The following is a 24,602-nucleotide window of genomic DNA, read 5'->3' as shown; positions in this document are numbered from 1 at the left end:
GGGTACATGCGCGCCACGCACCGATATGGCGTGGCGGTCGTTCGGCTGAACGGAAAACAGCCGGCAGTCTAGGCAGCTGACCATTGGCCAGCATTGATAGGGGTCAAGTTTGCTCGGACGTCGCGACTGCGACGAAATGCAGCGGAAGGTGCGCGCCAGCCGTGCCATGGCTGGCGCGCAATTGCCTCAAATGCCCTCGTCGCCCTCGAATTCCTCGGTGGCACGGGCGACCATCTGCCGCCACGCGCCGGACTCCTCACCAAGCAGGCGTATGGCCTTCAGGCTCGCAGCGAAGGCGTCGCGATAGTGCAGCGGATTGTTTTCGCTGGCGGCGCGTTCGGCGAAGGCCTGCGCCTCGCTCAAAAGTGCTTCGAATTCGTTCTGGTCCAGTGCCATGGAGCTCTCCTCGCGTGGTGATGTGAGGTTAGACCATGGCTGGTCGTCTGCGACTCTCGCTGGCCGACGGGCGCTACTTGAGCTTTAGCCGTCGCGCCAGTTTGTGCAGGTTGCTCGGGTCGACATCCAGCAGGCGGGCGGCCTGCGCCCAGTTCTCGCCGCTGGCCTCCAGCGCCCGGACGATGGCCTGGCGCTGGGCAGCATCGACGGTGTAGCGCAGCGGCAGCACCTCGTCGGCGACTACCGGCTCATCGGCTACCTGCGCCGCGACCGCACCGACAGCATGGCTGTCCAGGTCCAGCAGATCGGGCTCCAGCGTCAGGATCTCGCTGCGCGACGCGCCACGGCTGAGCAGGCGCAGCGCCGCGCGGCTGACCACATGCTCCAGCTCGCGCACGTTGCCCGGCCAGGAATAGGCCAGCAGAGCGCGCTCGGCGGCCGGCGACAGTCGCATGCTGCGCAGCCCCAGCCGCGCGCGATTGAGTTCGAGGAAGTGCCCGGCGAGGATCAGCACGTCGTTGCCACGCTCGCGCAAGGGTGGAATCGGCGCCGGATAGACCGACAGCCGGTGATAGAGATCGGCGCGAAAATGCCCGTCACGCACGCTTTCGCGCAGGTTGCGGTTGGTCGCGGCGATGATGCGCACATCGACCTGGCGCGGTTTGTCCGCACCGAGGCGCTGGATCTCGCCATTCTGCAAGGTGCGCAGCAGCTTGGCCTGCACCGTCAGCGGCAGCTCGCCAACCTCGTCGAGCAGCAGCGTGCCGCCATTGGCGGCGTCGAAACGACCGGGCCGATCGGTGGTGGCACCGGAGAACGCGCCTTTGACGTGGCCGAACAGTTCGCTCTCGGCCAGGGATTCCGGCAGTGCCGCGCAGTTGACGTGCACCAGCGGCTTGTTGCGCCGCCGCGAATGCCGATGCAGCCAGCGCGCGAACAGCTCCTTGCCGACACCGGTCTCGCCCAGCAGCAGCACTGGCAATTCGGAATCGGCCACCACCTGCAATTCGCGCAGCAGTTCGCGGATCACATCGCTCTGACCGAGAATTTCGCCATCACCATGATCGAGTGCGGCTTCCATTACGTCGCTACGCGCCAGGCGCAGACCGCGATTCTCATGCTCCAGCCGGGTAACCCGCACCGCGGCCTCGATCACCAGTGTGTAGCGCTGCAGGTCGCAGCGGGCGTCATCGCCAAAGGTGCCGGCATGCAGCGCATCCAGCGTCAGCGCACCCCACAGCTTGCCTTCGACGTAGAGGCTGACGCCCATGCAGTCATGCACCGGCAACGGCTCGCCGATGTGCTCGTCGAGCAAACCGTCATAGGGGTCCGGCAGGCGGCTGTCGGGCTCGAACCAGGTCGGCTCGCGCTGGGAGAGGATCGCCGCCAGACGCGGATGCTGCGCTACGACGAAGCGCCGGCCCAGCGCCTCCTGCACCAGCCCTACCGCCGCCAGTGGCCGCAGGCTGTCCTCGTCGAGGCGCAACAGCACGACGGCACCGCAGCGAAAGTGCTGGTGCAGGGTGTGCACCAGACGTTGCAGGCGCACCGCGTTGGGCAGTTCGGTGGTCAGGTCGGCAAGCAGTGCGTCAGCCATCATGGTGCTGGATACCCTCATGGTTTTTCGAACCATAACCGCTTCGGGTAATTTCCACCAGCAGCGTGTCGCAGCCGCCAGTTTCCGCGGTGTCGGCGCCTGGCACGGCTGTTGCGATGGACGGGTCATATCCATCAGGACCACTGCCATGACCACCGACCTAATCGACCAGACCCTCGGCAATCTCGCATGTTCGGTGCCGGGTGCCACCCGGGTATTCCGCCAGTTCCGCCTGGACTTCTGCTGCGGTGGCGACCTGCCGCTGAGCGAGGCCGCGGCGCGAATCGATGTCGATCCGCACATCATCGCCGACGCACTGCTCGCCCTCGAGCCGGAAGAGTCCGAGAAGGACTGGCGCGCCGAGCCCGCTGGCCAGCTGATCGAATACATCCTGGCGCGCTTCCATGAGCGGCATCGCGACCAGTTCCCGGAGCTGATTCGCCTGGCCAGCCGGGTCGAGCAGGTCCATGGCAGCCGCCCCGAATGCCCCAACGGTCTCGCCGAACACCTGTGGCACATGCAGCAGGAGCTGGAAAGCCACATGCTGAAGGAGGAACAGATTCTCTTCCCGATGCTGCAGCGCGGCATGCGCTTCCCGCAGGCACAGGGGCCGATCTCGGTAATGCGCTACGAGCATCAGGAGCACGGCAATGCCCTGGAACAGTTGGCAGCGCTGACCAACGACATCACCCCGCCGGCCAACGCATGCAATACCTGGCGCGCGTTGTATCGCGGGCTGGAGGAGATGCGCAGCGACCTGATGCAGCACATCCACCTGGAGAACAACGTGCTGTTCCGTAACGCGGAAATGACCGCGCCGACAGCGAGCGATGAAGGCGTACAACGTATTGAGGTGGCTCAACCATGAAACAGTATCTGCAACCTATCGCCTGGGGCGTGGCAATGGCCTCGGTCGTCGCCCTGGCCAGCAGCTTCGCCCTGAGCATGGCCGTCGGCACGGCGCAGGCGGCCACTGCACACGATCACAGCCACCCAACGCCCGTCGCCGCCCAAGCTACGCCAGGCGAGCGCTGGGCCACCGACGCCGCTCTGCGCGAAGGCATGACCCGTATCCACGAAGTCGTACAACGCAGCATGCCAAGTGCCCCCGGCCAGCCGGTCAGTGACGAGTCGGCGGCCGCGCTGCAACGCGACATCGAAGCGGCGACCAGCTATCTCATCGCCAACTGCAAGTTGCCGGAAGCCGCTGACAATGCGCTGCATGGCCTGTTGATCGACCTGCTCAAGGGCGCCGAGGCGCTGTCCGACGCCGAGCAGCGTGAACAGGGCCTGCAGCGCATTTTCGAGGCACTGGAACGTTATCCGCAGCTGTTTGCCGAGCCGGTATGGCGTGAAGGATTCGTCGCGCATCTGCACTGATCGCCTACGCGGTACTGAGCCGCGTATGGCCAGATCATGACCGTCATCAACTTCTAACCTGCGTCATCGCCCATCACATGCGCTAGGCTGAAGGCCGACGTTTGTTGTTGTTCAATTGAAACAGGACGCCTTGCATGGTGCTTCACCGCGTACACCACCAGATTCTCCGCAGCCACCACCTGTTCGAACCGTTGAATGAAGAGCAGATGGAAGAACTGCTCAATGCCAGCCAACTGCTCAACCTCGACAAGGGTGACAACCTGTTCCACCAGGGCGAGCCGGCACACAACTTCTACTTCGTCATCTCCGGTGCGGTTAAGGTCTACCGCCTGACGCCCGACGGCCAGGAGAAGGTCTTCGAGGTCATCGGCAACCGCCAGACCTTTGCCGAAGCCATGATGCTGATGGACACGCCCAACTACGTGGCCTCGGCCCAGGCGGTCTGCCCGTCGCAGGTCTACCGGTTCTCCAACGCGGCCTACATGCGCCTGCTGGAAGCGAACCAGCGCCTCACCTTCGCCCTGCTCGGCAAGCTCTGCGTGCGCCTGCACCAGCGCATCAACGAGATCGAAACGCTGTCGCTGAAGAACGCCACCCACCGCGTGGTGCGCTATCTGCTGACGCAACTGGCGCGAGTGAAGGACGGCAGCAACAGCTTCGAACTACCGATGGCCAAGCAGCTGGTGGCCGGGCACCTGTCGATCCAGCCGGAGACGTTCTCGCGGATCATTCGTCGACTGATCGACGAGAGCATCATCACCCAGGAAGGCCGGCAGATCGCCATCCTCGATCGCCAGCGACTCGAGCAGTTCGAGTGAGTTGATCGTCGTCAAAGCCCGCGGATTTTCCGCCGTGTCAGGCTTTACCGACCGAGAGGAGCGCCGCCATGCCCAGATGCCTGTACTGCCAGCAGGACAACCCGCCGAAGCAAGCCGAATGCGGCAACTGCGGCATGCCGCTGCCGGAACACGCCGACAGCGCCCCGGAGCGCCGGCAGCGGCGCTTCCTGTGGTTCTGCATTGGTCTCAGCATCTTCTGCGCGGTGATGATCGTCTGGCTGCCGCGCCATCTGTTCTGATGGCGCCCCACCCAATGATGTCTACAGCGGATAGTCGCTTCGCAGTGAAACGCCGCCCCGTGCTGAAGCGGATGTGCCGCGAAACAGCTCAGCGACCACCCGCAGCAATCCTTCAGCGTGGCCCCATGATCTGCGCCAGCGCATCCGGCTGCGGCGCACCCTGGTGCTGCTGCAGGCGGTCGTTGTCGTCGAGATAGAAGATCGCCGGAGTCGCCTGGGCGCCCAGTTCGCTCATCAGCATCAGGTTGTCGGTGAGCTGTTTCTCCAGAGCTGCCGGGATCTTCTGCAACGGCTTCAGCTTGCTCGCCTTGCCGGCCGCCTCGTGCTCGTTGAGCGCTGCCTGCGGATCCTTGGCGCTGAGCAACGCGGCGGACTTGCCGGCACTGTCGGCGCGCAGCATGCCGACCATGATGTGTCGCAACTGCACCTTGCCGGACTCGACCCAGGGCCGGGCCTGCTTCCAGAACATGTTGCAGTACGGACAGTTCGGGTCGCTGAACATGTAGATGACGCGCGGCGCGTCGGCCTTGCCGTCGGCGATCCAGGTGCTGTTCTCCATGCGCGTCCACATTTCCTTGCCCAGCGGTTCGTAGACCAGCTTCTCCAGGTGCGCGCGGGTCAGGTCCTCACCCTTGGCATCGAGCAGGCTGCCGATCAGCACGTGCTCGCCATCCGGGGTGAGATACAGCGCCATGCCCTGTCCGTTGTAACGCGCGGCATAGCCCTTGAGCCCGCCGGGTGCCGCGAAACTGCCGACGACCTCGGCGCCACGCGCCTCGACGGCCTTGATCGCCTCCGGCAATTCCTCGGCCTGCGCCATGGGCAGGGCCAGCAGGCTGACGCCGGCCAGCAGGTAGGGTAACGGCTTGAATCGAATCACTGCGCAGCTTCCTCTTTCAGTTTTTCCAGCGCGCGCGCCAGGCTGGCGTGCGAGAGTTCGCCGAGATGGCTGCTGACCTGGCGGCCATCGGCGTTGTAGAACAGCGTGGTCGGCAGCGCCGTGGAGCCCACGTGCTGGCCGAGGCGCCCGCCACTGTCGAGCAGGACGTTATCGAGACTCAGCCCCGCGGTTTCCAGGAAGCGATTGATCTCCCCCTCCCCCTCGCCCTGATTGACGAACAGGAACAGGGTGTCGCTTTCCCGGGCTTGGGCGTCGGCGAGCACCGGCATCTCGCGCCGGCACGGCGGGCACCAGGTCGCCCAGAGATTGATCACCAGCGGCTGGCCGGAGTAATCCTCCAGCGCCACCGGGCGACCCTGGTTGTCGCGCAGGGCCATTTCCGGCAGCCGCGTGCCCTGCTCGAAGGAGTGCCAGGCCAGGTTACTGAAGCCCCAGCTGAGGATTCCCACCGTCAGCGCGATACCCAGCGGCTTGCGCAGTTCGCGGTCGCGCCAGCCCCACCAGATGCCCAACGCCAGCGCAGCGACCAGCCCGGGCCAGGCGATGAAGCCACCGTCACGGATATCGATGACGCTTAGCCAGTCATCCCGGTAGTACGCCCAGTACAGCGTGACAAAGGCCAGGCGAGCCACCAGCAGCGCCACCAGCAGCAGGCGAAACAGCTGCCGCTCCGGGTTGCGCTCGCTGCGGCGGCCGACCCACCAGCCGGTCAGGGTCGCCAGCAGCAGGCTGCCCAGCAGCAATACATGGGGCACCGCCAGGGCCAGCGGCCCGATATTCACAGTCAGCATCAACCTCGCTCCCGGGTCTGGTTCCAGTTCTGCAGAAAGTCCCCGGCACCGACCTCGCCGGTGATACGGCGTTCGCGGCGCTCGACGCCATCCGGGCCGATCCACAGCAGCGTCGGCGGGCCGAGCACCTGGTAACGGTCCAGCAATTCGCGGCTGGCGGCGTCGCTGCGGGTCACGTCGGGGCGCAGCACGCGCACGCCGTCCAGGCTCGCCTGCACCTCGGCATTGCCGAAGACCTCCTTCTCCATGACCTTACAGGAGACGCACCAGTCGGCGTAGTAATCGATCAGCACCCACTGGCCCTGCGCTTTGGCCGCTGCCAGCTCACGATCCAGCACCGCCGGATCGCTGAAACCGAGCGCGTGAGCTTCGGCGGAGATGGCACCCGTTCCACCGCCGGCATAGATCGCCAGCGGCCGACGCGGATCATCCGCGCCGCCGGCGGCACCGAGCAGCATCGCTGCGCCCCACAGGCCCAGCAGAATGCCGCTGGCCTGACAGAGCACGCGCTGGCGTTGCACTGCCTGCGCCACATGCAGCAAGGCGGTGGCGAGCACCACCAACAGTGCGCCCCACAGGCCCAGCCACAGCCAGTCGGCCAGCAACGGACGCGCAACGAACAGCGCTGCCGCGAGGAAGAGAAAGCCGAATACCACCTTGACCCGGTCCATCCAGGCGCCCGGCTTGGGCAGAAAACGCTGGCCGACCGTCACCAGCAACAGCAACGGCGTGCCGATGCCCAGGCCCAGCGCGAACAGCACCAAGCCACCCTGCAGCGCACTGCCGCTCTGTGCGATGAACAGCAGCGCGGCGGCCAGCGGTGCGGTCATGCAGGGGCCGACCAGCAGGCCGGAGAGCACGCCCAGCGCGCCAGCCCCGGCGAGGCTGCCCCCGCGCTGGCGATCACCGACACGCTGCAGGCGATCACGCAGCGTCACCGGCAATTGCAGCTCGAACAAACCGAACATCGGCAGCGCCAGCAACACGAACAGCACGGCGAAACTGGTCAGCAGCCAGGGCTGCTGCAGCGCCGCCTGCAGGTTGGCGCCGAGCAGCGCCGCCAGTACACCGAGCCCGGCGTAGACCAGCGCCATGCTGACTACGTAGGTCGCCGCCAGGGCAAAACCACGGCGCGAGGTGGCACCGCTGCCGACCACGATGCCCGCCAGGATCGGCAACATCGGCAGCGAACAGGGAGTGAAGGCCAGCAGCAGACCGAGGCCGAAGAACACCAGCAGGCTCCAGGCCAGTGCCTGGCTTTCGAGGCCGCTGACCAGCGCCTGATCTTCGGCCAGCCCAGGCGCTGCCGCCGTGCCGTTGCCAGTCAACGACACCTCGCGGGTCTGCGGCGGATAGCAGAGTCCTGCATCGGCGCAGCCCTGCCAGCCGAGACGCACACTATTCTCCGCGCCCGGCGGGATCAGCAGTTCGAGGCTGTCGCGGTAGATCTGCGAATTGCCGAAGAACTCGTCGCTGTAGGGCTCGCCCTCGGGCAGCGGCGGCTGGCGCTCCGGCGGCAGGCCGTCGAACTGCAGGCGCTGCTGATAGAGGTAATAGCCCGGTGCGATCCGCCAGTGCAGCAGCGTCGCGCCGTTCTCCTGCGGGCTGACCGTCAGCGCGAACGCCTCTTCCACCGGCAGAAAATCATCCTGCGAGCCGCCGCCAAACAGCCCACCGGCCGGCAGCGCCAATCCGGGCGCCAACAGAAACAGCAGAAGAACCAATATGCGCATGAGAGTCCTGGCCGAGAAATGACTGCCGCGCAGCATGCCGCGACGGGATTAACGCGCCATTAACAGGCCGTTGAAAAACGTAGGCGAGGCCGCCAGCGCGAGGCAAAACAGGCGAAAAAGCGCAGTTTACGAACGGTAAATGAGCATTTTGAGCCTGTTTTTAACGCTGCGATGGCAACGCAGGTAGTTTTTCAACGGCCTGCTAACGCCAGCGCACGGCTGCATAACGTTGCCTTAATCGCTAAGGTCCATCCTTGAGCTTTTTCTGCGGACCCTCCCATGCACGTGCTGCTTGCCGAAGACGACGCGCTGATCGCCAGCGGTATCGTCGCCGGGCTCAATGCCCAGGGCCTGATCGTCGACCACGCCGCGACTGCGGCGGATGCCGAAGCCCTGCTGCGTACGGCGCACTTCGATGTGCTGATCCTCGACCTCGGCCTGCCCGACGAAGACGGCATCGTCCTGCTGCGACGCCTGCGCCAACAGGGCCTGGAACTACCGGTGCTGGTGCTCACCGCACGCGATGCGGTCAGCGACCGGGTCACCGGCCTGCAGGCGGGTGCCGACGACTACCTGCTCAAGCCGTTCGACCTGCGCGAGCTGGCCGCGCGCCTGCACACGCTGATGCGGCGCATGTCCGGCCGCAGCGTCAACCTCATCGAACATGGCCGGTTGAGCTACGACCCGAGCCGCTGCGAAGCACGCCTGGACGGCCGCCTCGTCGACCTGTCGCGCCGCGAACAGGCACTGCTGCAGGCGCTGCTCAACAACCAGGGCCGGGTGCTCAGCAGCGAGCAGCTCAAGGACGCGGTCTACGGTTTTGCCGACGACGTCGAGAGCAACGCCCTGAACGTGCATATCCACCATCTGCGCCGCAAGCTCGGCAGCGGCATCGTCGAAACCGTGCGGGGCCTCGGCTACCGTCTCGGCCTCGCAGGCGACGAGGACGCGCCATGAGCCTGCGTCTGCGCCTGACCGTGATGCTCGGTTCGGCCTTCGTGCTGCTCTGGACGTTGGCTGCGACCTGGATGCTGGTCGATCTTCGCAGCCAGATGATGCTCTCGCTCGATCAGCGCTTGGCCGCCTCGGCGCGCATGGTCGCCGGTCTGCTGGTGCAGTTGCCGCAGCCGGTGCCCGGCGACGGCCCGCCGCAGCGTCTGAGCGCCGAGCAACTGGGCATCCCCAACGGCCTGGCCTGCCAGGTCAGCTCGCTGCGTGGCGAGGTGCTGGCGCGCAGCCACAGTGCGCCCGACCAGCAGCTGGACGCCGAGCAGAACGGCTTTCGCGACCAGTTGATCGACGGCGTGCCCTGGCGCAGCTTCACCCTGGTGCAAGGCGAGCTGCGCATCACCACGGCCGACCGCCTGGATGAGCGTGCCGCGCTGAAGCGCTCGGTGTTGCTGGCGGCGGCGCTGCCCGTGGCGGTCGCCCTGCTCGGCAGCCTGGGTCTGCTCTGGCTTGGCCTGGGCCGAGGGCTGGCGCCCGTGCGGCGGATTCGCGAGGCACTGACCCGACGCAGCGCCGACTCCCTCGAACCCTTGCCGGTCGAAGGCCTGCCGCCGGAGCTGCTGCCGCTGGTGCAGACGCAGAACCAGCTGTTCCAGCGCATCGCCCAGGCCATCGAACGCGAACGCCGGCTGACCGGCGACGCCGCCCACGAACTGCGCAGCCCGCTGACAGCGATCAAGACCCACCTGCAGGTAGCACGCATGACAGAAGGCGCCACCGCCGAACAGGCGCTGGCGAACGCCGAGGCCGGCGCCGACCGCCTGCAGCGCACACTGGAACAGCTATTGTTGCTGGCCCGGGTGGAAGGCAGTCTGGATTTCGACGATGGCCTGCAGTGCACGGCCGCCGAGGTCGCGCGACTGGCGATTCAGGACGCCAGTGGCGGTGACGGCGCGCCAATCCTGTTGCAGGTCCCGGCGGACCTGCCCGACACGCCGCTGGCCATGCCGCCGGTGCTGGCCATCGCCGCGCTGCGCAACCTGCTGGAAAATGCCCAGCGCCACACCGCGCCGGGCAGCGCCGTCACGCTGACCCTGCAGCCTGAAGCCGAGCGAGTACGCTTCGAAGTACGCGACCAGGGCCCGGGCATCGCCGCCGAGCATCTCGAGCACCTGACCCGCCGCTTCTGGCGACACGCCGCCAGCAGTGGCAGCGGCCTGGGCCTGGCCATTGTCCAGGCGATCGCGCAACGCTGCGACTGCACCCTCACCTTCGAGAGCCAGGCCGGCGGCCTACGCGTATTGCTGACGGTGCCGCTGCAGCGCTGAGCACGCGCTTAGCCAGGGAATTCCAGGTGGAAGGTCGTCCAGCCCTTCTGCGACGTACAACCGATCGCACCCTGATGGGCCTGAACGATCGAACGGGTGATCGCCAGGCCCAGCCCGGCATTGCTCGGGCTGCCTTCGCGGCGCGCCGGGTCGACCCGGTAGAAGCGGTCGAACAGTCGCTCCAGATGCTCGGGCGCTATGGTCGCCCCGGGATTGCTCACCTCAAGCGTCACGTGACCTGAGCCTCGCTCGATGGTCACCCGGATCCGCTCGCCGTCGGGCGTGTAACGCAGCGCATTGGACAGCAGGTTCGACAGCGCCCGGCGCAGCATCAACAGATCGCCCTGAATGGTGCCGGCACCGGAAAGCTCGAAACGCACCCCGCGCTCGTCCGCCGAGAGCTGGTAATAGTCCAGCAGCTGCGCGCACAACGCATCCAGCGCGACGGGCTTGGCGTCCGGCACGATCAGCCCGTTATCCGCCTTGGCGAGGAACAGCATGTCGTCGATCATCCGGGACATGCGCTGCAGCTCCTCCAGATTCGAATGCAGGTTGTCCTGGTACTGATCCAGCGTACGCGCGCGGGTCAGCGCCACCTCGGTGTGGGTCATCAGGTTGCTCAGCGGTGTGCGCAGCTCGTGGGCGATGTCGGCGGAAAAGTTCGACAGCCGCACGAAGGCGTCCTCCAGTCGCGCCAGCATGGCGTTGAACGCCTGCACCAGCTGCTGCAGCTCGGCCGGTGTCGACTCGTCGGGGATGCGCTCGCGCAGCGACTTGGCCGAGACGGACGCGGCCACCTGGGTCACATCGCGCAACGGTCGCAAGCCGCTGCGCACCAGCAGCCAGCCGAGCAGCCCGCTGAGCAAGGCACAGAGCACCAGCGCCGACCATAGCCAGCCGCTGAACGTATGGAAGAAGGCCTTGTGCGCGGTGACATCGAGCAGGATCAGCAAGGTCAGCCGCTGTGCGCCGATCGCGAGATGCCCGGCCTCGCCACGCCAGACGTGGCCGTCCAGTGTCAGCTCTCCCGCCTCCCGGCCGATCAGCCCGAGTAGCGGCGGTTCCGCTTCATCAACGCCCGGCTGAGGAAACAGCTGTGCACCGCGTTCATCGAAAATGAAACCGCGCATCTCGCTGTGCCCGCCGAGCAGCGCCTGCAGCTGTGGGCGAACGCGCTCGAAGTTCTGCAGGTCGTCCAGCTCCCCCAGCAGGCGTCGGCTTGCCTCGAGCTTTTCGTGCAGCGTATGGCGGTCCAGTTCGTCGAAGTGATGTTCGCTGAGCTGGCTGAAGAAGTAACCGGCGGCGGCCAACACGCCGGTCACCGCCAGCATGAACATCAGGCTCAGCCGCGCGGTCAGCGACAGCCGCTTCATGGCGCGTCCGGCTCGTCGAGCATGTAACCCATGCCCCGTGCGGTGTGGATCAGCTTGGGCTCGAAGCCATCGTCGATCTTCACACGCAAGCGACGGATCGCCACCTCGATGACGTTGGTGTCACTGTCGAAATTCATGTCCCACACCTGGGAAGCGATCAGCGACTTGGGCAGCACCTCGCCGCGCCGACGCAGCAGCAGTTCCAGCAGGGCGAATTCCTTGGCAGTCAGGTCAATACGCTGGCCAGCCCGCACCGCGCGGCGCTTGAGCAGATCGACCTCCAGATCGGCGATCTTCAACTGGGTCTGCAAGGCCGCCGCGTTGCCTCGTCGCAGCAGGGTGCGCACGCGCGCCAGCAGTTCGGAGAAAGCGAACGGCTTGACCAGATAATCGTCGGCGCCCAGCTCCAGCCCCTTGACGCGATCCTCGACGCGATCGCGCGCGGTCAGAAACAGCACCGGCACCTCGTTGCCCGACGCCCGCACCAGGCGCAACACTTCCCAGCCATCAAGGCCCGGCATCATCACGTCGAGAATCAGCAGGTCATAGGGCGTACTCAGCACATGCTGCAGCGCGTCGGTGCCGCTGGTAACACGGTCGACGGTGAAGCCGGCCTCGCTCAGCCCCTGCTGCAGGTACATGCCGGTTTTCGGTTCGTCTTCAGCGACCAGCAATTTCATGGCGGCGAGTTCCTTCGGTGGCGACGCCGCAAGTGTGGCAGTGCCCGCAGCTGGGACGCCACGAAGCTGACAAAAAAGTAATCTTCCGATCAGCCTCTTGTCAGGCCGCCGGGGTTAGCGTGGTACTCAGAAAAATGATGCTTGACCTTGCCATCGCGTCAAGGTTGAGCATCAAGCCAGTGCTACCAGACTGGCTAACCGAGGACCATCCCATGACCAGCATTCAACTCAAGGTATCCGGCATGACCTGCGGCGCGTGCGTCCGGCATGTAACCGCGGCACTACAGCCCTTGGCGGGTGTCGAGCGCGTCGAGGTCGATCTGGCCGCCGGGGTCGCCCGGATAGACGGCACGGCCGATAGCGCGGAGCTGATCGCCGCACTCGACGAAGCCGGTTACCCTGCCGAGGTCACCACCGACTCGCCTGCCCCGACGCCCCGCAAAACCGGATGCGGTTGCGGCTGCAACTGAACATCGCTCTGGAGAAGCCCATGAAACTCTACCTCACCGCACTCGCCGCTCTGCTGATGTCCGGCATGGCCCACGCCGCGGACGTCATCGATGTGCATCGCGATGCCAACTGCGGCTGCTGCAAGGACTGGATCAAGTACCTGGAGGCCAACGGTTTCGAGGTGCGCGATCACGTCGAAAGCAACATGTCGGCGGTCAAGCAGAAGCTGGGTGTCGCGCCTCGCCTGGGCTCATGCCACACCGGTGTGATTGACGGCAAGTTCGTCGAAGGCCACGTTCCGGTTGCGGCGATTCATGAGCTGAAGAAGCGCGACGATCTCGCCGGTGTTGCCGTACCGGGCATGCCGGCGGGCTCGCCGGGCATGGATTATGGCCAGCCGCACCAGCAGTACCAGGTGATCGGCCTGACCACCAAGGGCCGCGATCTGGTGCTCGGCGACTACCTCGGCGCGCAACCGGTTCGCTAAGCCGCGCTGCCATCAGGACAGGCGATGCCGTTCGGCATCTCCGGCAGGGCCAGCCCGATTGGGGCTGGCCACGCTGCCAGCTGACAAAATCGTAATTTTCGCTTCAGGTCGCTGACAGATGCACCGCGCTATGGTGCTTGTCACAAGCGTTGCAACGTCGCGCCTGCGCGGCGGCAAACCAACAATTCGATCGACCGAACAGGACCCGCATGCAATTGACCAGTTCTCGGCGCACCTTCGTCAAAAGCCTGGCTGCCGGCGGCGCCGTCGCTGGCCTCGGGCTGTGGCAACAGCCCGTCTGGGCGCTGACCAGCCCAGGTCAGCCGACGGTGCTCAGCGGCACCGAGTTCGACCTCACCATTGATTCCATGAGCGTGGACTTCACCGGCAAGCGCCGCACTGCCATGGCCATCAACGGCAGCATCCCCGGCCCATTGTTGCGCTGGCGCGAGGGCGACACCGTGACCCTGCGCGTGCGCAACCGGCTACCCCACGACACTTCCATCCATTGGCACGGCATCCTGCTGCCGGCCAACATGGACGGCTTACCGGCTTCAGCTTCGCCGGCATCGCGCCGGATGGCATGTACGAATACCGCTTCAAGGTCGTCCAGAGCGGCACCTACTGGTACCACAGCCACTCCGGTTTTCAGGAACAGCTGGGCGTCTATGGCGCGCTGATCATCGATCCCAAGGAGCCGGAGCCTTTCAGCTACGATCGCGACTATGTGGTGTTCCTTTCCGACTGGACCGACGAAAGCCCGGCACGGGTGCTGGCCAAGCTGAAGAAGCGCTCGGACTACTACAACCGGGGCCGCCGCACGCTTGGCGATTTCATCAATGACGTCGCCGACAACGGCTGGAGTGACACCGTCAGCAAGCGCTGGGCCTGGGCGAAGATGAACATGTCGCCGACCGATCTGGCCGATATCAGCGGTGCCACCTACACCTACCTGCTCAACGGCCAGGCGCCGGACGGCAACTGGACCGGCCTGTTTCAGCCAGGCGAGCGCATCCGCCTGCGCCTGATCAACGGCTCGGCGATGAGTTATTTCGACTTCCGCATCCCCGGTCTCAAGCTCACCGTGGTCGCCGCCGACGGGCAGAACGTCGAACCGGTGCAGGTGGACGAAGTGCGCCTGGCCGTGGCGGAAACCCTCGACGTGATCGTCGAGCCGGACGGCAGCCAGGACGCCTATACCCTGTTCGCCCAAGCCATGGACCGCAGCGGCTATGCCCGCGGCACGCTGGCAGTGCGCGATGGCTTGCAGGCGTCGGTGCCCGAGCCCGATCCGCGCCCAGAACTGAGCATGGAGGACATGGGCCACGGTGATCATGCCGCCCACGGCCAGGCTGCTGCGCCTGCGCCGAGCGACGATCCTCACGCCGGGCATGGCGACATGGATCACGGCGCGATGAATCAGAATGAGATGAATGGCCAGATGGACCACGCGACCATGGGCCACGGCTCGTCCGGCGGCGGCATGCAGACGCATCCGGCAAGCGAAACCGACAACCCGCTGGTGTACATGCAGACCATGATGCCGGTGTCCAAGCTGGACGATCCCGGCATCGGCCTGCGCGACAACGGCCGGCGCGTGCTGACCTACGCCGACCTGCGCAGCACCTTCGCCGATCCGGACGGCCGTGAGCCGACGCGCACCATCGAACTGCACCTGACCGGACACATGGAGCGCTTCGCCTGGTCGTTCGACGGCATCCCCTTCGCCGACGCCGAGCCGATCCGCCTCAGATACGGCGAGCGGGTGCGCTTCGTGCTGGTCAACGACACCATGATGCACCACCCCATCCACCTGCACGGGCTGTGGAGCGATCTGGAGGACGAACACGGCAATTTCCAGGTGCGCAAGCACACCATCGACATGCCACCGGGTTCGAAACGCAGCTATCGCGTCACCGCCGACGCCCTCGGGCGCTGGGCCTATCACTGCCACATGCTGATGCACATGGACCTCGGGATGTTCCGCGAAGTCCGCGTAGAAGAATGACGGAGAAAACCATGAAAACAATCAAGCGCACCGCCCTGCTCGCCTTCGGCCTGGCCGCCGCTCTCAGCCTCAACGCCGCCTACGCGCAAAGCGAGCAGGACGGTCATCATCCCGCCAACGCGCCAGCCGAACAGGCCGCGCCGCAGGCCAGCCAGCCCAAGCCCGGACAAAAGCAGGGCGACATGATGCAGGGCATGGACCACGACAAGATGCAGGACATGCACGACCAGCACATGGGTTCCGACCACATGGACCACGGCAGCATGGGCAACGGAAAGATGCAGAACGACCTGCCAAAGGGCGCCGAACAAGGCAAGCCGCATGATCATTAAGACACTGCCGGTCGCCATCGCCCTCGCACTGGCTGCGACGGCGAGCCAGGCGCAGCAGGCCATGGATCATTCCGGACACGCCGGGCACGCTGCGCCAGCGGACCACAGCCAGATGGATCCTGGGCAGATGGGTCACAGCCAGATGAACCATGAGCCTGTGAACCAAGGCGGCATGGATCATCGCGATCACAGCAGCATGGATCACAGTTCAATGGCTCACCCGCCAGTCACCGGCGTCGGCACCGGACAGGAGCCGCGCACGCCAATTCCTACGATCAGCGATGCTGACCGCGCCGCGGCATTTCCCGACCTGCCGCCTCATTCTATGCATCAGGGCGGCAGCAATTTTCTGTTCCTCGCCGATCAGCTGGAATGGCAGGACGCCGATGAAGGCAGCACGCTGGCCTGGGACCTTTCCGGCTGGTATGGCGGCGATATCGACCGCCTCGCCTTCCGCTCCGAGGGTGAGCGCACCAATGGCCACACCGAGGAGGCCGAACTGCAGCTGCTCTGGAGCCACGCCATCGGCCCCTGGTGGGAAACCGTCGCCGGCGTGCGCCAGGACTTCAAGCCTGGTTCGCCACAGACCTGGGCCGCCTTTGGCGTGCAGGGCATGCCACTGTTCGGTCTGGAAACAGAAGCCACGGCTTTCCTTGGCGAGGGGCCAGAGCGCGCTGCGCCTGGAGGCTGAATACGACATCCTGCTGACCCAGCGCTGGGTACTGCAGCCCACCGCGGAGCTGAACCTGCACGGGCGCAACGACCAGGCGCGCGGCGTCGGTTCCGGTCTCAGCGACGCCAGTGTCGGTCTGCGCCTGCGTTACGAGATAAGTCGTCAGTTCGCGCCTTATGTCGGCGTCAGCTGGGGCCGTGCCTACGGCAATACCGCTGACCTGCTGCGTGCCGATGACGAAGACGTCAGCGAGGCGAAGCTGGTAGCCGGTATTCGCTTCTGGTTCTGAGGCCCCACGTATGAAGACTGTCCTGGCGACACTGGCACTGAGCACCCTGCTGGTTGCAATCGGCGGCGCGCTGGTGGTGTATTCCGGCATCATCGATGTCGGCGCGGACGCCCCGCACAGCGCGCCACTGCACGCCGTGCTGGAGACCACCCGTGAACGCGCCGTGGCCGTGCGCGCCCGCGACCTCGAAGTGCCGACGCTGGGGTCTGCGGAGCAGATTCGTTCCGGGGCGGGCAACTACGCGGCCATGTGCGTCGGTTGCCACCTGGCGCCCGGCGTCGAGCCGACCGAACTGAGCCAGGGCCTCTACCCCGCGCCCCCAACGCTTGCCGAGGACTCCCGCGACAACGACCCGGCCGCGACTTTCTGGGTCATCAAGCATGGACTCAAGTCCACCGGCATGCCGGCGTGGGGCAAGTTCATGGAGGACCGCTACATCTGGTCGCTGGTCGCCTTCGTCGAACAGCTGCCCTCACTCACCCCGCTGGAATACCAGACGCTGGTGGACTCTAGTGACGGCCACCAGCACGGTGGCGGTGAATCGGACATGCACGATCACAGCGGCCAGCATCCCGCTCCTGCCGCCGATCAGCAGCCGGCAAGCACAGACCATCATCAGGGCGCACACGACGGCCATGCGCCGGCGCAATCAGAAGCAGTACCGGAAGCCGACGTACACCACCACCCGGACGGTAGCCGCCACGTGCATTGATGCGCTGCGCCATGAACGGCGCAATCGTCCTTCAAGCCGTTCGCTTCAGCGCTTCGCCTCGATCCGTCCGACTCGCTCCAGCCAACCCGGCTCCAGGCGTGGCTGGTCGGTATCCATGTTCCGCGCCTCCATCGCCTCGCGGTGACGATCAATCTCGGCAACCGAATCGCTGAGGCCGCTGGAGTTGCCATCGAGCCGATGCATCTGCGTCAGCCCCAGGTGATAGAAGCGCAGCAGCTTCATCGCATCCGGATCGCCCGCACTTACGCCTGCCTTGACCTGGTGCATCATGTTGGTCACACGCATCAGGCTGCGCTTGAGCTGCCAGCCGTACACCGCCGCCGCCATCCACGGCTGCTGCCAGTACAGCCACCTGACGATTCCGATCGTCAGCGCCAGTCCGGCCACGACGCCGACGATGTTCAGCTGCAGGTTGTCGCCACCCGGCTCACCGAACAGCGCCACGGCCAGGGTCGACAAGCCCATGGCGAGCACCGCGAAGGTCACGGCGACGATCAGGGTGCTGCGCCGAGTCTGCTGGCGATAGGTTTCGGGGCTGAGCGGAACGATCTCGAATAGCACCACGGGGCGATGTCCTTGGCTGAGGAGGGAGATGAGCGGCGGCCATTATCACCTCAATCGCCGCGCGCTGACTGATACAGCGCAGTATCTTCCGCGCTCCGGCTATGCTGGAGGCCGCCCCCGATCGGAGAACCCCATGCGCCGCCTTGCTACCCCCGCCGACCAGCAGCGGGTCTACGACATCTACATGCACCCGGACGTGGTGCCCTACCTGGGCTTCGACCCCATGCCGCGCGAGCACTTCGGCAAGGTCTTCGAGCCGTTGTTCGAAAGCGCCGGTTTCTATGTCTTCGAAGACGCTGGCGTGGTGCAGGGCTTCTACAAGGTGCAGCGCCATCTGGGCCGCGCCGCCCATGTGGCCTACCTCGGCACCCTGGCCGTCGCGTCCGAGGTCAGGGGCAGCGGCCTGGCGCGACGGATGATGCGGGACGCCCTCGACAGGCTGGCCGCCAGCGGCATTCGTCGTGTGGAATTGACGGTGGAAGCGGACAACCCGCGGGCGATCGCCTTCTACGAGCACTTCGGTTTCGTCTACGAAGGCACGCAGCGCGCCGCTTACAAGCGCAGCAGCGACGACGGCTTCGTCGACGAACTGATGTATGGACTGTTGCTGGGACCCGGGCGGGTCCCAGCGTAGGTACTGCGCGGCAGATCAGCCCTTGAGCTTGCTGGTGATCTTCGCCACGTGCTCGCCCTGGTAGCGCGCGATGGACAGTTCCTTCTCCGAAGGCTGACGCGAGCCGTCGCCACCGGCGATGGTCGTGGCGCCATAGGGCGTGCCACCGTTGGTTTCGGAGATGTCGAAGAACTCGCTGATGCCATAACCGGTCGGCACGATGACCATGCCGTGGTGCGCCAGGGTGGTCCAGGTCGAGGTGATGGTCATCTCCTGCCCACCGCCGGTACCGGTCGAGGCGAACACGCTGGCGACCTTGCCGTGCAGCGCGCCCTTGGCCCACAGGCCGCCGGTGCGGTCGAGGAAGTTGCGCATCTGTCCGGACATGTTGCCGAAGCGGGTCGGGGTGCCAAAGATGATTCCGTCGTAGTCCGGCAGCTCGTTCGGATCGGCGATATCGGCTGGCTGATCGACCTTGCCGCCGGCGTTGCGGAAGGCGTCTTCCGGCATGGTTTCCGGCACGCGCTTGATCGTCACCTCCACGCCCGGCACGCGGCGCGCGCCTTCGGCGACGGCATTGGCCATCGTTTCGATATGGCCGTACATGGAGTGATAGAGCACGAGAATCTTCGCCATCTTGCTTTCCTCTTTCGGTGGGTGAGTCTGAATTAAGTGGTGGATGGGATAACGCGCCAGACGGGTCGTTCCAACAGCAGGCGTCAGAGCGACTCGACCAGGACAACTTCGCTGTCTGCCACGGCCCTGATGCTCAGCCGTGTCTCATCACGCACGGCCACGCCATCGCCGGCGGCGACCGCAAGTCCGTTGATCTCGATCTGGCCGCTGGCCGGCACCAGATACACCCGGTGCCCGGCAGCAATTTCGTAGTCGGCGCTCTGCCCTGCTGCAAGCGTAGCCGCTGCCAGCCTGGCTTCAGCACGAATCGGCAGCGCCTCGGCATCGCCGGACAGGCCACTGGCGAGCGTGACGAAGGCGCCGGCGCGCTCGCCGGTGGGGAACTGGCGAGTGCCCCAGGCCGGCGGCAGTCCGGTCTGCTGCGGGTGAATCCATATCTGGAAAATGCGCGTTTCCACATCCTCCAGGTTGTACTCGCTGTGCACGATCCCGGTGCCGGCGCTCATCACCTGCACATCGCCAGCGACGGTACGGCCGCGGTTGCCGAGGCTGTCTTCATGGGTGATGGCGCCTTGGCGGACGTAGGTGATGATTTCCATGTCCCGGTGCGAGTGCGGTTCGAAGCCCGATTGCGGCGCGATGCTGTCGTCGTTCCATACGCGCAGGCGGCCCCAGCGCATGCGCTCGACGTCGTGATAACCAGCAAAGGAAAAGTGGTGACGCGCGTTCAGCCAGCCGTGCTGCGCATGGCCAAGCTGGGCATATGGACGTAGTTCGGTCATCTCGCTCTCCACAGATCGGGGCACCGGGACGAACCCGGCCAATGAGGGAGATGATCCATTCAATCAGATCAATATTGTTTGCAATTTTCAGCCAATAACTATCGATGAGATCGATACGTATGCAGGCGAACTGGCTCGGCGCTCTAGCGTAGCGACCAGTCTCTTGCCCGTAGCGCATTTACCTGCCACAAAGCGCTCCCCTCTTTCAGCTTTCAGGAAGCGCATGAATGAACGATGAATTGCTGGTCGAAGACATTCAGCTCGGCGATGGCAAAGCGGTGGTCAAGGGTGCGCTGATCACCACCCAATACCGCGGCACGCTGAGCGACGGCACGCTGTTCGACAGCTCCTACGAGCGCGGCAAACCCTTCCAGTGCGTGATCGGCACCGGTCGGGTGATCAAGGGTTGGGACATCGGGCTGATGGGCATGCGGGTCGGCGGCAAGCGCCGGCTGTTCGTGCCGGCGCAGCTGGGCTATGGCGAGCGCCAGGTCGGCGCGCATATCCCGCCCAATTCGGATCTGCATTTCGAGATCGAGCTGCTGGAAGTGCTGACGCGCGACGACTGATCAGCCTTTCTGGCGCCCCCTGCGGGCCGCCAGAAAGTCGCAGGTATCAGGCCTCGCCCGCGAGGTCCGGGCGCGCCACGCCTCGGGGATACTGCTCCCGATAGCGCGCTAGCCAGACGGCCCCGGCCGGATCTTCCCAGGCGTGACGGTGCAGCAGCGCCATGCCGTCCGGATCGTTCAGCAGGCGCCAGCGCGCCGCCTCGGCATCCGCGCCATCGGGCCCGGCGGCCAGCACCTTGCCCAGGCGCTGCTCGCGCAGATGGTCGGCCGACGGCACGACCTTGGCGTGACGCGCACGGGCCATGGCGCAGACCAGCGCGTTGTACAGCGGATCGACCACCGCCACGAGGAAGCCTTCGCGCAGCGCGTTGGCCTGGTTTTGCTGCTGGTACAGGTCGGTATTGGCCAGCTCGGTGGGCGGTGCGTATTCCTCCGGGATCAGGAACAGCTTGCTGCGCCGCGCGGCCAGACCGAGACCGGTACGACTGGTGATCACCGAGACCGGCGCCGACAGGATCAGCGACACCACGATCGGTGCCAGCCACCAGAGAAAGGCTGCATCCAGCCAGGCGACCAGGGCCGTCCAGAGCACACCGATGACAATCTGCGAGCCGTGCCGGCGCAGCGCTTCGCCCCAGGGGGTGGCGTCGTCGCCGCGCTGCGGCGACTTCCACTGCACCGACCAGCCGAGGAACGCGGCGGTGACGAACACGCTGTGAAAGAGCATGCGCACCGGCGCCAGCAGCACCGAGAACAGCGTTTCGATCAGCATCGACAGCACCACCCGCAGCCGCCCGCCATAAGCCTGGGCGCCCTGGATGCAGACCAGCAGCACACTGAGCAGCTTGGGCAGGAACAACAGCGTCATGGTCGCCGAGAACAGCGCAATGGCTTCCTGCGGATGCCAACGCGGCCACAGCGGGTAGAGCTGGTTCGGCTGCAGGAAGTACTCCGGCTCCATCAGCGTATGGATCGCCAGCAGGCCGGTGGACAGCAGCAGGAAGAGGAACCACAGCGGCGCCGACAGGTAGGACATCACCCCGGTGAGGAACACCAGGCGATGCACCGTATGTACACCGCGCACCATGAACAGGCGGAAGTTCATCAGGTTGCCGTGGCACCAGCGACGATCACGCTTGAGTTCGTCGAGCAGGTTCGGCGGCAGCTCCTCGTAACTGCCCGGCAGGTCGTAGGCGATCCACACGCCCCAGCCGGCGCGGCGCATCAGCGCGGCTTCGACGAAGTCGTGGGAGAGGATCGCCCCGGCGAACGAGCCGGTGCCGGGCAACGGCGCCAACGCGCAGTGGTCGATGAACGGCTTCACGCGAATGATCGCGTTGTGGCCCCAGTAGTGCGATTCACCCAGCTGCCAGAAGTTGAGCCCGGCGGTGAACAGCGGGCCGTAGACCCGCGTGGCGAACTGCTGCAGCCGCGCATAGAGCGTGTCCATGCCCGACGCCTTGGGCGCAGTCTGGATGATGCCGGCGTTGGGGTTGGCCTCCATCAGTCGCACCAGGCTGGTCAGGCATTCGCCGCTCATCACGCTGTCGGCGTCCAGCACCACCATGTAGCGGTAGCTGCTGCCCCAGCGACGGCAGAAGTCGTCGATGTTGCCGCTCTTGCGCTTCACGCGGCGCCGGCGGCGACGGTAGAAGATGTGACCGAAGCCATCCACCGCACGGCACAACTCGACCCAGGCCTTCTGCTCGGCAACACAGGTGTCGGGGTCGTTGCTGTCGCTGAGCACGAAGATGTCGAAATGCTCGAGTTCACCGGTTGCCTTGAGCGACTCGTAAGTCGCGCGCAGGCCGGCGAACACACGCGGCACGTCCTCGTTGGCAATCGGCATCACCAGCGCCGTACGCGCCTCGGCCGGTATCGGTTCGGTGCCGGGGCTGCTGGCCGAGATGCTGTAACGGTCCTTGCCGCGCAGCAGCTGGAAGAAGCCCATCAGCGCGGTCCAGAAGCCCACCGAGACCCAGCAGAACAGCAGTGCGAAGAGCAGCAGGATGCTCGTCTGCACCACATAGGGAAGGATCTGCCGGGCTGATTCGGACAGCGGCTGGACGAACACTTCCTGCATGTCGACCAGGAACCAGCCCTGGTAAGGCAGCACCGCCTTCATCTGCCAGGTGGCAAAGGCGGTCTGGCCGAGCATCAGCACCAGCAGTGCCGCACGGCGCAGCGCCGCGACCCGACGCCAGCGCGCCTCGTCGAGCGGCTGCGGACTGGGCTCGAAGTGACGCCGCGGCGGCGTGCGGCCCAGCATCCGGCGCCAACCGCGGCGCAGAATATTGGTATGCCAGGGCTCCGGCACCATGCGTGTGCGCACGATCGGCGGGGTCGACTGCACATAGGCGCGCCCCTGGTGGTCCTCGGCGATCACGCCGGCGCGGTCGAACAGATCGCCCCAGCCCAGCCGCAGTCGCGCGACCACCGAGTCGAGCAGACGCCGCGACGGGCTGCGCTGCGCGCTGGTCTCGGCAGACAGTTCATCATGCAGCGCGAACAGGCCGCCCCGCTCGGCCGCCTGCCGGTATCTGGCCGGGTCCTCGGTTTCGTTCAATGCCAGGCCGTCGCAATAGCTTTGCGTCAGACCATTCACTGCATGCTGCTCATTCATGGGGAGGAATCTGGTAGGTCCAGGTTTCGGAAAGGGTCTTGTCGCCATCGACCAGCGCCGCACGCATCTCGACCGGGCGCGCCGGGTCGCGCACCTTCACGCGCAGCGTCAGGCGCCAGCCCTTGGTGACGGTGTTGTAGCGCAGGTTGTTTTCCACCAGCTCGGCATTGTCATCCACGCTGACGCGCGTGCTGACCGGCGCATCCTCGGCGAGCTTCTCCAGCACCGGCCCGACGAAGTCCACGACCAGAGCCGTGCTGCCGTCAGGCTGGCGGATCAGGTTGGCCTGCTTGACGTCGCCGGTGGAGATACGGGTCTGCTGCACCCACGCCAGCTCAGGATCGTGCAGGCTCGGTTCGTCCATGGAAAAGTGCAGGCGGTATTCCAGATCCAGCGACTGGCCGGGCTCCGGCTGCTTTTCCGGGGACCAGAAGGCGACGATGTTGTCATTGGTCTCGTCAGGCGTCGGGATCTCGATCAGCTCAACGTGGCCCTTGCCCCAGTCGCCGCGGGTTTCCACCCAGCCGCTCGGGCGCAGCTCGTAGCGGTCGTCCAGGTCTTCGTAACGGCCGAAATCGCGAGTGCGCTGCATCAGCCCGAAGCCGCGCGGGTTCTCCACGCTGAACGCACTCACGGCCAGCCGCTTCGGATTGTTCAGCGGGCGCCAGATCCATTCGCCACTGCCGGCATGAATCGCCAGACCCTCGGAGTCATGCAGTTGCGGACGGAAGTTGGTGACATTGCTCGGCTGGTTGGCGCCGAACAGGAACATGCTGGTCAGCGGCGCAATCCCGAGCTTGCCGACCTGCTCGCGGAGAAACACCTTGGCCTGCACGTCCAGCGTGCTGTCCTTGCCCGGCGTCAGCACCATGCGATAGGCGCCGGTGGCGCGCGGCGAATCGAGCAGCGCGTAGATCACCAGGTTGCGCCGATCAGCCTGCGGCCGCTCGACCCAGAATTCGCGGAACCGCGGGAACTCCTCGCCCACTGGCAGTGCCGTGTCGACCGCCAGCCCGCGCGCGGAGAGCCCGTACCACTGGCCCTTGCCGATGATGCGGAAGTAGCTGGCGCCGAGCAGGGTCATCACCTCGTCCTGCTTGTCCTTCCTGTTCAGCGGATAGAGCACCTTGAAGCCGGCGAAGCCCAGCCCCTCCAGCGAGGCCGGGTCGATGTCGACACCGCCGAACTCGAACATCGACGGGTCGTAGCGAATCTCGCGCACTTTCGTCGCGGTGATTTCATTGATGCGCACCGGCGTGTCGAAGTGCATCCCCTGGTGATAGAACTGCAGGTGGAACGGGGTTTCGACGTCCTTCCAGTAGGCATGCTCCGGGTTGAAGCGCACGCGCTGGTAGTCGGCGAATGCCATCTTGCGGAATTCGTCGGGCAGGTTGCTCACCGGCTCCTCGTAACCGCTGGCAGCCAGTTCCTGAGCCCGCTTGGCCACATCGTCGAGGCTGAACGCCAGCGAGCTGCCGGCCATCAGCATGCACAGGCCACCCGCCAGACCGGCCAGCATGCGTGCCGGCTGATTCCCCGTGTTCCATTGAAAAATGCGTAACACACCGCCTCCGAATTACACGTTTGTGCAGAGTCCGCTCTGCTTCGCTGTTTCTGATCGCCTACAACCCACGTATT

General features: G+C 65.6%; 24 protein-coding genes and 2 pseudogenes. 14 read left to right on the top strand and 12 right to left on the bottom strand.

The window, feature by feature from the left end; genetic code table 11:
* Positions 1–186: 186 nt before the first annotated feature.
* Complete coding sequence (locus RT582_RS03475) at positions 187–396, bottom strand: hypothetical protein (RefSeq protein ID WP_003299695.1); 210 nt, start codon at positions 394–396, stop codon at positions 187–189.
* A gap of 73 nt (positions 397–469) precedes the next feature.
* On the bottom strand, positions 470–1,996 hold the full coding sequence (norR, locus tag RT582_RS03470) for a nitric oxide reductase transcriptional regulator NorR (protein ID WP_041014508.1): 1,527 nt from the start codon (positions 1,994–1,996) through the stop codon (positions 470–472).
* 145 nt (positions 1,997–2,141) lie between these two features.
* On the opposite strand from norR, the gene ytfE reads away from it, so the two are divergent.
* From ytfE to RT582_RS03450, 4 genes are all read left to right on the top strand, one after another.
* Positions 2,142–2,861, top strand: a complete 720-nt coding sequence (ytfE, locus tag RT582_RS03465) for an iron-sulfur cluster repair protein YtfE (protein ID WP_041014509.1) — start codon at positions 2,142–2,144, stop codon at positions 2,859–2,861.
* Positions 2,858–3,373 carry a hypothetical protein gene (locus tag RT582_RS03460; RefSeq protein ID WP_041014510.1) on the top strand — a complete coding sequence of 172 codons (516 nt, stop codon included), beginning with the start codon at positions 2,858–2,860 and terminating at the stop codon, positions 3,371–3,373. The genes ytfE and RT582_RS03460 overlap by 4 nt, the downstream gene beginning before the upstream one ends.
* A gap of 134 nt (positions 3,374–3,507) precedes the next feature.
* Entirely contained in the window at positions 3,508–4,191 is a 684-nt protein-coding gene (locus RT582_RS03455) for a Crp/Fnr family transcriptional regulator (RefSeq protein WP_003299699.1), read from the top strand.
* 68 nt (positions 4,192–4,259) lie between these two features.
* A complete protein-coding gene (locus tag RT582_RS03450) occupies positions 4,260–4,451 on the top strand; it encodes a hypothetical protein (protein WP_041014511.1) in 192 nt (63 codons plus the stop codon).
* Between the two features lie 112 nt (positions 4,452–4,563).
* Here RT582_RS03450 and dsbG read toward each other — a convergent pair whose 3' ends face one another.
* From dsbG to dsbD, 3 genes are read right to left on the bottom strand one after another with little or no spacing between them, the layout of a single operon-like run.
* Positions 4,564–5,331, bottom strand: a complete 768-nt coding sequence (gene dsbG / locus RT582_RS03445) for a thiol:disulfide interchange protein DsbG (protein WP_041014512.1) — start codon at positions 5,329–5,331, stop codon at positions 4,564–4,566.
* Positions 5,328–6,143 carry a TlpA family protein disulfide reductase gene (locus tag RT582_RS03440; RefSeq protein ID WP_041014513.1) on the bottom strand — a complete coding sequence of 272 codons (816 nt, stop codon included), beginning with the start codon at positions 6,141–6,143 and terminating at the stop codon, positions 5,328–5,330. Before RT582_RS03440 ends, dsbG begins: the two co-directional genes overlap by 4 nt.
* Positions 6,143–7,876 carry a protein-disulfide reductase DsbD gene (dsbD, locus tag RT582_RS03435; protein WP_041014514.1) on the bottom strand — a complete coding sequence of 578 codons (1,734 nt, stop codon included), beginning with the start codon at positions 7,874–7,876 and terminating at the stop codon, positions 6,143–6,145. The genes RT582_RS03440 and dsbD overlap by 1 nt, the downstream gene beginning before the upstream one ends.
* 279 nt (positions 7,877–8,155) lie before the next feature.
* On the opposite strand from dsbD, the gene RT582_RS03430 reads away from it, so the two are divergent.
* Both RT582_RS03430 and RT582_RS03425 read left to right on the top strand, forming a co-directional pair.
* Positions 8,156–8,833, top strand: coding sequence for a response regulator (locus RT582_RS03430; protein ID WP_041014515.1), 678 nt, complete (start codon positions 8,156–8,158; stop codon positions 8,831–8,833).
* Positions 8,830–10,152: a sensor histidine kinase gene (locus RT582_RS03425; RefSeq protein WP_041014516.1), complete on the top strand. Its 1,323-nt coding sequence runs from the start codon at positions 8,830–8,832 to the stop codon at positions 10,150–10,152. Before RT582_RS03430 ends, RT582_RS03425 begins: the two co-directional genes overlap by 4 nt.
* Before the next feature lie 8 nt (positions 10,153–10,160).
* On the opposite strand, the gene RT582_RS03420 is transcribed toward RT582_RS03425, so the two are convergent.
* Both RT582_RS03420 and RT582_RS03415 read right to left on the bottom strand, forming a co-directional pair.
* Positions 10,161–11,525: a heavy metal sensor histidine kinase gene (locus RT582_RS03420; RefSeq protein ID WP_041014517.1), complete on the bottom strand. Its 1,365-nt coding sequence runs from the start codon at positions 11,523–11,525 to the stop codon at positions 10,161–10,163.
* Positions 11,522–12,205: a heavy metal response regulator transcription factor gene (locus RT582_RS03415; RefSeq protein ID WP_014820951.1), complete on the bottom strand. Its 684-nt coding sequence runs from the start codon at positions 12,203–12,205 to the stop codon at positions 11,522–11,524. The genes RT582_RS03420 and RT582_RS03415 overlap by 4 nt, the downstream gene beginning before the upstream one ends.
* 212 nt (positions 12,206–12,417) lie before the next feature.
* Here RT582_RS03415 and RT582_RS03410 point away from each other — a divergent pair, with 212 nt between their 5' ends.
* The 6 genes and pseudogenes from RT582_RS03410 to RT582_RS03385 all read left to right on the top strand — a co-directional run bounded on the left by RT582_RS03410 (position 12,418) and on the right by RT582_RS03385 (position 17,156).
* Positions 12,418–12,675 (top strand): heavy-metal-associated domain-containing protein, encoded by a 258-nt coding sequence (locus tag RT582_RS03410; protein ID WP_044315680.1) that lies wholly within the window; start codon positions 12,418–12,420, stop codon positions 12,673–12,675.
* 20 nt (positions 12,676–12,695) lie between these two features.
* Positions 12,696–13,142, top strand: coding sequence for a DUF411 domain-containing protein (locus RT582_RS03405; RefSeq protein ID WP_044315681.1), 447 nt, complete (start codon positions 12,696–12,698; stop codon positions 13,140–13,142).
* 209 nt (positions 13,143–13,351) lie between these two features.
* Positions 13,352–15,150: pseudogene (locus tag RT582_RS03400) on the top strand (copper resistance system multicopper oxidase).
* A gap of 11 nt (positions 15,151–15,161) precedes the next feature.
* Entirely contained in the window at positions 15,162–15,482 is a 321-nt protein-coding gene (locus RT582_RS03395) for a hypothetical protein (RefSeq protein WP_044314887.1), read from the top strand.
* A pseudogene (locus RT582_RS03390) lies at positions 15,472–16,444 on the top strand (copper resistance protein B). Before RT582_RS03395 ends, RT582_RS03390 begins: the two are co-directional and overlap by 11 nt.
* Before the next feature lie 10 nt (positions 16,445–16,454).
* On the top strand, positions 16,455–17,156 hold the full coding sequence (locus tag RT582_RS03385) for a c-type cytochrome (RefSeq protein WP_313476554.1): 702 nt from the start codon (positions 16,455–16,457) through the stop codon (positions 17,154–17,156).
* Positions 17,157–17,201: 45 nt separating this feature from the next.
* Here RT582_RS03385 and RT582_RS03380 read toward each other — a convergent pair whose 3' ends face one another.
* Positions 17,202–17,741, bottom strand: a complete 540-nt coding sequence (locus tag RT582_RS03380) for a DUF3087 domain-containing protein (protein ID WP_278389824.1) — start codon at positions 17,739–17,741, stop codon at positions 17,202–17,204.
* 133 nt (positions 17,742–17,874) lie between these two features.
* Here RT582_RS03380 and RT582_RS03375 point away from each other — a divergent pair, with 133 nt between their 5' ends.
* Positions 17,875–18,375, top strand: a complete 501-nt coding sequence (locus RT582_RS03375) for a GNAT family N-acetyltransferase (RefSeq protein WP_278389822.1) — start codon at positions 17,875–17,877, stop codon at positions 18,373–18,375.
* A 15-nt stretch (positions 18,376–18,390) separates the two neighbouring features.
* On the opposite strand, the gene wrbA is transcribed toward RT582_RS03375, so the two are convergent.
* A complete protein-coding gene (gene wrbA / locus RT582_RS03370) occupies positions 18,391–18,990 on the bottom strand; it encodes an NAD(P)H:quinone oxidoreductase (RefSeq protein ID WP_228208556.1) in 600 nt (199 codons plus the stop codon).
* Positions 18,991–19,073: 83 nt separating this feature from the next.
* Positions 19,074–19,772 (bottom strand): pirin family protein, encoded by a 699-nt coding sequence (locus RT582_RS03365; protein ID WP_090521284.1) that lies wholly within the window; start codon positions 19,770–19,772, stop codon positions 19,074–19,076.
* Positions 19,773–19,999: 227 nt separating this feature from the next.
* Here RT582_RS03365 and RT582_RS03360 point away from each other — a divergent pair, with 227 nt between their 5' ends.
* Positions 20,000–20,341 (top strand): FKBP-type peptidyl-prolyl cis-trans isomerase, encoded by a 342-nt coding sequence (locus RT582_RS03360; RefSeq protein ID WP_014820962.1) that lies wholly within the window; start codon positions 20,000–20,002, stop codon positions 20,339–20,341.
* A gap of 46 nt (positions 20,342–20,387) precedes the next feature.
* Here RT582_RS03360 and mdoH read toward each other — a convergent pair whose 3' ends face one another.
* Positions 20,388–22,964 (bottom strand): glucans biosynthesis glucosyltransferase MdoH, encoded by a 2,577-nt coding sequence (gene mdoH, locus RT582_RS03355; RefSeq protein WP_278389819.1) that lies wholly within the window; start codon positions 22,962–22,964, stop codon positions 20,388–20,390.
* The gene (locus RT582_RS03350; protein ID WP_278389965.1) at positions 22,957–24,483 is read right to left on the bottom strand and encodes a glucan biosynthesis protein G; all 1,527 of its coding nucleotides are present in this window, start codon (positions 24,481–24,483) and stop codon (positions 22,957–22,959) included. Before RT582_RS03350 ends, mdoH begins: the two co-directional genes overlap by 8 nt.
* Positions 24,484–24,602 lie beyond the last annotated feature (119 nt).

Source organism: Stutzerimonas kunmingensis, from assembly GCF_032106285.1.
Taxonomy (GTDB): domain Bacteria; phylum Pseudomonadota; class Gammaproteobacteria; order Pseudomonadales; family Pseudomonadaceae; genus Stutzerimonas; species Stutzerimonas kunmingensis_B.
Note: the sequence above shows the minus strand (reverse complement) of the source record. Positions and strands in the feature narration are given on the sequence as shown.